Raw genomic sequence first — 6995 nt, forward strand, 5'->3', positions numbered from 1 at the left:
TCGGGACGCTTGTGCTTGGGGATCGCGGCGCAGGTGTCGCCGATGGTGTGGCCGGATGCCGGTCCGTCGAGCAGGTGCCAGGCGCCGGAGGCTTCCTGGGACTGGAGGGCGTACTCGGCTTCGTTCACGCGTCGTGGCGAACACGTCGATGACCACGTGCAGCGGGCTGAGAGGCTACATCCGCGAAAACAGTGCGAGGGGGCACCACATGACACCGCAGGGAACCATCACGGTAGAGCACATGGACGGCTCGGCAGCAGCACAGGCTGAGGATGCGTTCAGGCTGATCTATGCCGAGGTGTTCGCGGAACCGCCGCACAACGAGACCGCTGACGACGTCGCAGCCACCTTCCGGCGTTTCCGCTCCCAGACCCGCAAGCCCACTTTTCGCGCCGCCTTGGCCCGTACCGAGGACGGCGAGCCGGTCGGCATGGCATACGGCTACCCGGTCGAGCGTGACACAGGGTGGTGGGACGAACTGACCGAGCCCGTGCCCGACGACATGCGGCGCGAGGACGGGCACCGCACCTTCGGCCTCATGGAACTTGCCGTACGCGGACCCTGGCGCGGGCAGGGTGTCGCGCGGCGTCTGCACGAGACCCTGCTCAACTGCATCGAGGCCGAACGGATGCTGCTGAACGTCCACCCGGACAGCAAGGCAGCGTCGGCCGCCTATCGGGCGTGGGGCTACCTCAAGATCGGCGAGGCGCGCCCGTGGGAGGGCCCGGACCTCTATGACGTCATGCTGCTCGACCTGCGCACATAACGACTACGTACAAGTCAACTTCTCGGCCGTAAACGACCGAGCTTGTTGACTCTGTCGTGTACGCCTTGTCGCGCTCCCGACTGCCCCCTACGACAGGGCGGTCACGGGTCGCATCTACCAGCCAGGGAGGTTAAGACCTTTGTGGTACGGGTCCGTTGACGAGAACCCACGCCGAGCGTGCGCGGTTGCGCACGTTGACCCCGGCGACGTGGTCGGCGGGGCCAGCGAGCCCACACCGACGACAGCAGAAGGTGTCCCGGCAGGGACGGTTGTTCCTCGCCGTGTGTCCGCACCGTGGACACATCTGCGAGGTGTGGTGGGCGTCCACCGCGATCACGGGTACCCCGGCCCGTTGGGCCTTGTACCGGATGTGTTCTTCGAGCTGGTGGAACGGCCAGGAGGAGAGCGCGGCCCGCTGGTCGCGGGAAGGCCGTACCCGGTCACGGATGCCGCTCAGTTCTTCGAGAGCGACACCGCGTCCGGTGCGTTGTGCGACGGCCACGATCTCCTTACTGATCTTGTGGTTAACGTGCGCGGCGTGCCGGGTCTCTCTCTTTGCCCGCCGCTTGGCACGGCGGGTCGCGGAGCGGGTCTGTTTCGCCTGCAACTGGGCCCGCTTGCGGGCGTGCCAGCGCCGGTACCGGCCAAGACGGCGGCCCTGGTAGTTGTCCCCGTCGCTGGTGGTGGCGAGGTTGGCAATCCCTCGGTCCACACCGATCCAGTCCACCGGATCTGTAGGGAGTGGCGCTTCGGGGATCTCACAGGTGGCGATCAGGAACCACATGCCGCCACGGTGGACGAGATCCGACTCGCCCCGCCGGTACTTCGCCAGCATCGCCAACTGGCCGGGATGACCCGTGTACCGGACGGACTTGATCCGCCCCCTCGTAGTCCAGATGGACACCGTGCGCGCGTCGTGTTGCCACGACAGGATCCGGTCGTCGTAAGGCTGTGCCGCATCGGGGCGGAACACGATCGGCTTCGACTCCGCCCGCCTGCGCCGCTGCGCCCCCTCGGGGCCGAGGTTCCCCGCCCGGATGTTCGCACGCAACGTCGTGTAGGCGTCCACGACTTTCTTCACCGTACGGACAGCCGGTTGGGCAGCGAGCCCGAACTCCGCCTTGAGACGGGCGTAGACAAGCTTCTGCAACTCGTTGCGGGACGTGGTACCCGTCTCGTACGCCACCACCGATACAGCATCGGCCGCCCCGTTGCACACGGGCAGGGTCGCAGCCAAAGCCGCCGCCGCATCGGGCGACGGCAGCAGCTTCACCTGCACCACGACCCTCACCCCTTCAACCTAGACCCGACCACTGACAACAGCCGAAAGCACAGGTCACACCAGCTACGCAGAGCACTCCGCCGCTTCGCGGCTCCGGCCCGAGGACCCATTCCTCCCCGGCCTGAAGGCCGGGGCATCCTGGGAGAAATGCAGGTGAACGCGCATCGAGGGGGAAGCCCGCTGTGGCCAAGGCAGCAATTGCCTGGCCAGAACGTCGCGCAGCCTCCACGATGGCCGCATGGACCGGTTGCAGGACAGCGCTTGGCAGTACGTGGCGGAAGTACTCCACGCCGGGGATCTCCCCATGGTCGCTGCGCACGCGCTCATTGATGGCCATGACTCCCCTGCCCTGCGTGAGCTGGCCGGCCTGCCGCGCCGGAGCGATGCCGCTGAGGTCCGCGAGCTGTACGTCCAAGCTCTGGATGGGCTTGACGTGCCCCTTCCAGACGAGGAGACGGCTGGCCGACGTCTCCTCGTGAGCCTCGCGTTCGGTCTGACGCAAGGCGAGCTGAGCTCCAAGGATGTGGCCGACCGGCTATCGATGACGGTCGCAGCTCGCACCAAGGAGGAGACGCGGTTTCTCTCCATCGCCGCCGACTACAGCGAATGGATCGGACCGGACGACCGCCCGGTATGGGAACACGATCTACAAACCGCAGCCCACTCTTTGACGGCCTCCACCGACCTTGCTCCAGCATCGGCGCACCAGGTTCGCGGCGTAGTCGGCCAACCCACCTGAGTCGCGCCCTCGTGCCAGACCCGTGCCGGCCCGCTGCGGCTGGGGCAGTCGGCTCACGGCCCGGCGTGCCAGTCCCGCTCCGGATCGACTGCGTCGAATACGCTGCGAAGACGTCCAACCCGGCGTCCTTGACAACGCGTACGCACAAGGGAATGGGGCCCGGTGGCGGCCCTCCACGACGGCCCGGACGGCGCAGTTGCCGGATGCAGGAAGGGGTGTGACATGAGGTCCCCAGGCGTGCACCTACGGGAGATCACCGACGACAACCGGGATGCCGTTCGTGCCCTCCGCGTCCGACATGACCAGAAGCGGTTCGTCGCCTCAGTGTCCAAGTCGCTCAAGGAGGCGGCAAAGACGCCGGAGGCCAATCCCTGGTACCGCGCCGTGTACCGCGGCGACGAGCCGGTCGGTTTCGTGATGCTGTCGTGGAAACCGCCGGGTGGTCCTTTCAAAGGGCAGTACTTCCTCTGGCGGCTCCTCGTCGACAAGCGGTACCAGGGGCGAGGGATCGGCCGGGAGGCGCTCACGCAGATCGCCGACCTGGTTCGCGCGGACGGCGCCACCGAGCTGCTGACCAGCTACGAGCCCGGCGACGGCGAACCGTGGCCCTTCTACCGGAAGTTCGGGTTCGAGCCCACCGGGGAGATCGACGACGGCGAGATCGTTCTGCGGCTCACCTTCCCCGCCGGGTGAGTTCATGCAGTGCCGAGCACCGAAGTACACATCACTCGATATCACCGCAACACTTTCCTGACCGCAGCAACGCAACTTCGCGACGTCAGCCGCAAGGAGTTGCTGACCTCAGCCGCCGTCGTGCACCTGGACCGAGTGCGAATGCCGGTCGGCATGTGTCGCGGGCGGGATGCTCTGCTCGTACTGGAAGACGTTGTGGGGGTCGTACTTCGCCTTGATCTCGCGCAGCCGGTCGAAGTTGGGTCCCCAGTAGGCGGTTTCCCAATCAGCCGTTCCGATGTTCGGCACGTTGACGTAGGCGCCGTTCACGTAGGGCCGCAGCGCCTGGCCGAACTCGGCGATCCAAGCCTGGGCCTTCGGGGTGATCGCGTCACCGTTGCCTGCTTGTCCACGGGTCCCCCAGCCGGCGCCGGGCTCGGAATAGAAGAGCGCGTCGCGATGCGGGAACGCCGTGCCGCCGCGGGGGCTCCTCCTGACCGCCCCGCCGAAGGCCTGGGTGAAGAAGTTGCTGTCGTCCGAGGGGGCGTCCTGCATGAATTCGGCGATCAGGCTGATCGCTTTCTCCGGGAACGGCTCGGTGGTGAACTGCGAGAAGAACTTCCAGTTCGCGGGCTCGTCCTCGGTCGGAATCTGGAATCCCGCATATACGTCGCCCCAGCTACCGACCTGCACCGAGACATCGGGCGTGCCGACCGACAGGATCGGGGCCAGCAGATCCTTCGCCTCTGCCTCCGCCCCTTCCACGAGAACCCCGAACAGCAGGATCTCGCCTCTGTGGATCTCGAGCTGGGTTCCGAGGCGGTCGTCGGCTCCCGGTGCCGTACGCTGCCATGCGTCGAAGACCCCATGCAGGTCATTGAGGCCGTCCCACGTCGCTTGCACATAGGCGACGCTCCTCAGCGGACTCACCTCATAGGTGAGTGAGGTGACGATCCCGAAGTTGCCGTTTCCCGCCCCGCGGAGCGCCCAGAGCAGGTCCGAGTGGTTCCGCAGGTCTGCCGTGATCACCTCGGCGCTGTCGTCACCCGAGGCGACGACGATCTCAGCCGCCTTCAGGCTGTCGCACGCCATGCCGAGGTAGCGGGTGAGGAAGCCGAAGCCGCCGAGCGTCGCACCGGACAGGCCTACGCTGCCCTCCGTTCCGGTCGTGACCGCAAGGTCCTTCTCCGCGAGCGTGGTCACCGCTTCCAACTGGTTGAGCCCGGCGCCGACTGTCGCGGTACGAGAGTCGGTGTCGATGTCGGTGTCGATGTCGACCGACTTCAACTCGCTGACGTCGATCACGATGCCGTTGTCCACGTTCGACCAGCCCTCAAGGCTGTGGCCACCGCTCCGCACCCGCAGCGCGACGCCATTCTGCCGCGCCCACGTGAGGGCGTTGACCACGTCCTGGGTCTCCCGGGCGTAGACGATGACCAGCGGATAGTGAACGAAGAGCTCGTCCCAGCCGAGGCTCGCATTCGCGTACCCGGGGTCGTTGGGGCGGACGATGCGGCCGGTCAGCTCCGCCGGCTCGCGTTTCGCGCCTTTGGGCCTTTCGCTCGCGGCGCTCGCGGCGCTCGCAACCGGGACGCCTGATGCCGTAATACCCGGGACAGCGACCGAACCGGCGCCTGCGGCCGCCGTCCCCTCGGGCCGGTCGCGACGAGGAAGATCGTGCATCGTCCGTATTTTCTCGACCGGGCTACGCCAGTATTCGGCCAAGGTAAATCTTGTCAGCCGACCGGCGCATGAATTTTCCCGACACGCTAATTGAGGACGTTGGCGACACGCTGGAGGAAGATGCGCGTGAGTGGGCATGAATTGGCCCAGCACGGCGCCCCTGTTCATACCGGCAGTTGCCGTCCTGGCCGCACTGTCGGCCGCGACGCCGGGACGCGGAAGCCGCGCCCGTGACCGCTCCCGAGGCACGTCGCTCCGACTCCGCCGACGCGGCCACAAGGCGGCGGCCGACCGCGGCGCATGACGGGGCGGGGCCGGCTGGGCTGGGCTGCGCCGACGCGCTACGGTGACCTGCGTCACATCTGCGGTCATGAAAGGAATCGACCGGCACCGGACAGGTGCGGGACGTGGAATCCATGCTGGGGCACGAGCTTGCCCGGGCCCGAGAGGCCCGCTTCGAGGCGCTGATGCGCGTGGTGATGGAGCCGCTGCACCGATACCTGTTGCGCCGGGCGGATGGCGGCGCGGTCGACGACATCCTCGCGGAGACGATGCTTGTGCTCTGGCGCCGTCTTGAGGACGTGCCAGGGCCAGGGCCGGGTCCGGGTCCGGGTCCGGGTCCGGGTCCGGGTCCGGAGATCGACCCTGACGATGTGCTGCCCTGGTGTTACGGCGTCGCACGCGGTTGTCTGGCCAACGTACGCCGGGCGGAGCGGCGTCGGCTCCGGTTGGTGGAGCGGCTGGCTCGTACCGCACGGCCGCCCGGGCCCGCGGAAGCCGACCACGCCGAACTGCACGCCGTACTCGGCACGCTCGGCAGCCTGGACCGTGAGGTGGTGCTGCTCTGGGCGTGGGAGGAACTGCCGCCGCGCGCGATCGCCGAGGTGACCGGGCTGACTCCCAACGCCGTCAGCATCCGGTTGCACCGGGCGAAGAAGAAACTTGCCGCGCTGCTCGACCGAAAGAACGGCGGCCCCGCCGGACATGGCACAGGTGAAGGAAGGAGCAACCGGTGAACAACGACGAACTGCTCGCCCGGCTGAGGGCCATCGACCCGGCACGGACCTCTCACGCTCCCTCACCCGACCTCGACCGCCTCCTGGAGGCCACCATGACCGCAGACACCAAAGCCCGGACCACCAACGACGGCTCGGCCGGACGCCGCCGACGCCTGGTGCTTGCCGCAGCAGCAGCCGCAGTGCTCGCAGCGGGAGGCGGCATCGCTTGGGGAATGGCGGCGACCGGCAGTTCGTCGTCCTCGGCATCCTCGCCGTCCTCGCCGTCCTCGCCGTCCAAGGCCGACCCGGTGATCCTCACCGTCCCGGAGGCACCTGCCGCCAAGTGCGCCGCGGTCACGGTCGACGTACTGGGCAGCATGCAGACCGCGTTCGAGGGCACGGCGACCTCCGTCAAGGGCGACCGGGTCGAACTCCGCGTGGACCACTGGTACCGCGGCGGGGACGCCTCCGTCGTCCGGCTCCAGAACGACACGGAGATGGTCCCGCTGCTCAGCGGGGTGGAGTTCACAGTCGGTCGGCACTACCTCGTCACCGCCAACGAAGGCCGAGTCACCCTGTGCGGCTACAGCGCCGAGGCCGACCCGCAGCTGCGCGGCCTCTACGACAAGGCGTACACGCGGTGAGCACACCGGGGCGGCGATCGTTCCGTGCTTGGCACCAGTCGGCGTCTACGGCCCTGCCCGCGCAGTAGTCGTGCGGCGGGACTGGTGCCCCCAGGGTCTCCGTGCCCGATGCGTGCCGATGCGTGCCGATGCGTGCCGATGCGTGCCGATGCGTGCCGATGCGTGCCGATGCGTGCCGATGCGTGCCGATGCGTGCCGATGCGTGCCGATG

Annotated in this window: 7 protein-coding genes; 5 read left to right on the forward strand and 2 right to left on the reverse strand. The window is 67.8% G+C overall.

Features of this window, described 5'->3' with window-relative positions:
- Positions 1-208: 208 nt before the first annotated feature.
- A complete protein-coding gene (locus ACWGI8_RS09030; RefSeq protein ID WP_453659460.1) occupies positions 209-766 on the forward strand; it encodes an N-acetyltransferase family protein in 558 nt (185 codons plus the stop codon).
- Positions 767-896: 130 nt separating this feature from the next.
- Here the strand turns inward: ACWGI8_RS09030 and ACWGI8_RS09035 are convergent, their stop codons facing one another.
- Positions 897-2048 carry an RNA-guided endonuclease InsQ/TnpB family protein gene (locus ACWGI8_RS09035; RefSeq protein ID WP_453659461.1) on the reverse strand — a complete coding sequence of 384 codons (1152 nt, stop codon included), beginning with the start codon at positions 2046-2048 and terminating at the stop codon, positions 897-899.
- A 238-nt stretch (positions 2049-2286) separates the two neighbouring features.
- Between ACWGI8_RS09035 and ACWGI8_RS09040 the strand changes: the two genes are divergently transcribed.
- Together ACWGI8_RS09040 and ACWGI8_RS09045 are read left to right on the forward strand one after the other, a co-directional pair.
- The gene (locus tag ACWGI8_RS09040) at positions 2287-2787 is read left to right on the forward strand and encodes a hypothetical protein (protein ID WP_453659462.1); all 501 of its coding nucleotides are present in this window, start codon (positions 2287-2289) and stop codon (positions 2785-2787) included.
- Positions 2788-3009: 222 nt separating this feature from the next.
- Positions 3010-3480, forward strand: a complete 471-nt coding sequence (locus ACWGI8_RS09045) for a GNAT family N-acetyltransferase (RefSeq protein ID WP_453659463.1) — start codon at positions 3010-3012, stop codon at positions 3478-3480.
- Between the two features lie 108 nt (positions 3481-3588).
- Here the strand turns inward: ACWGI8_RS09045 and ACWGI8_RS09050 are convergent, their stop codons facing one another.
- Positions 3589-5310: an FAD-binding oxidoreductase gene (locus tag ACWGI8_RS09050; protein WP_453659464.1), complete on the reverse strand. Its 1722-nt coding sequence runs from the start codon at positions 5308-5310 to the stop codon at positions 3589-3591.
- A 248-nt stretch (positions 5311-5558) separates the two neighbouring features.
- Between ACWGI8_RS09050 and ACWGI8_RS09055 the strand changes: the two genes are divergently transcribed.
- Positions 5559-6158, forward strand: coding sequence for an RNA polymerase sigma factor (locus tag ACWGI8_RS09055; protein WP_453659472.1), 600 nt, complete (start codon positions 5559-5561; stop codon positions 6156-6158).
- A complete protein-coding gene (locus tag ACWGI8_RS09060; RefSeq protein ID WP_453659465.1) occupies positions 6155-6784 on the forward strand; it encodes a hypothetical protein in 630 nt (209 codons plus the stop codon). The genes ACWGI8_RS09055 and ACWGI8_RS09060 overlap by 4 nt, the downstream gene beginning before the upstream one ends.
- The last annotated feature ends 211 nt before the right edge of the window (positions 6785-6995 follow it).

Source organism: Streptomyces sp. NPDC054841 (genome assembly GCF_053611045.1).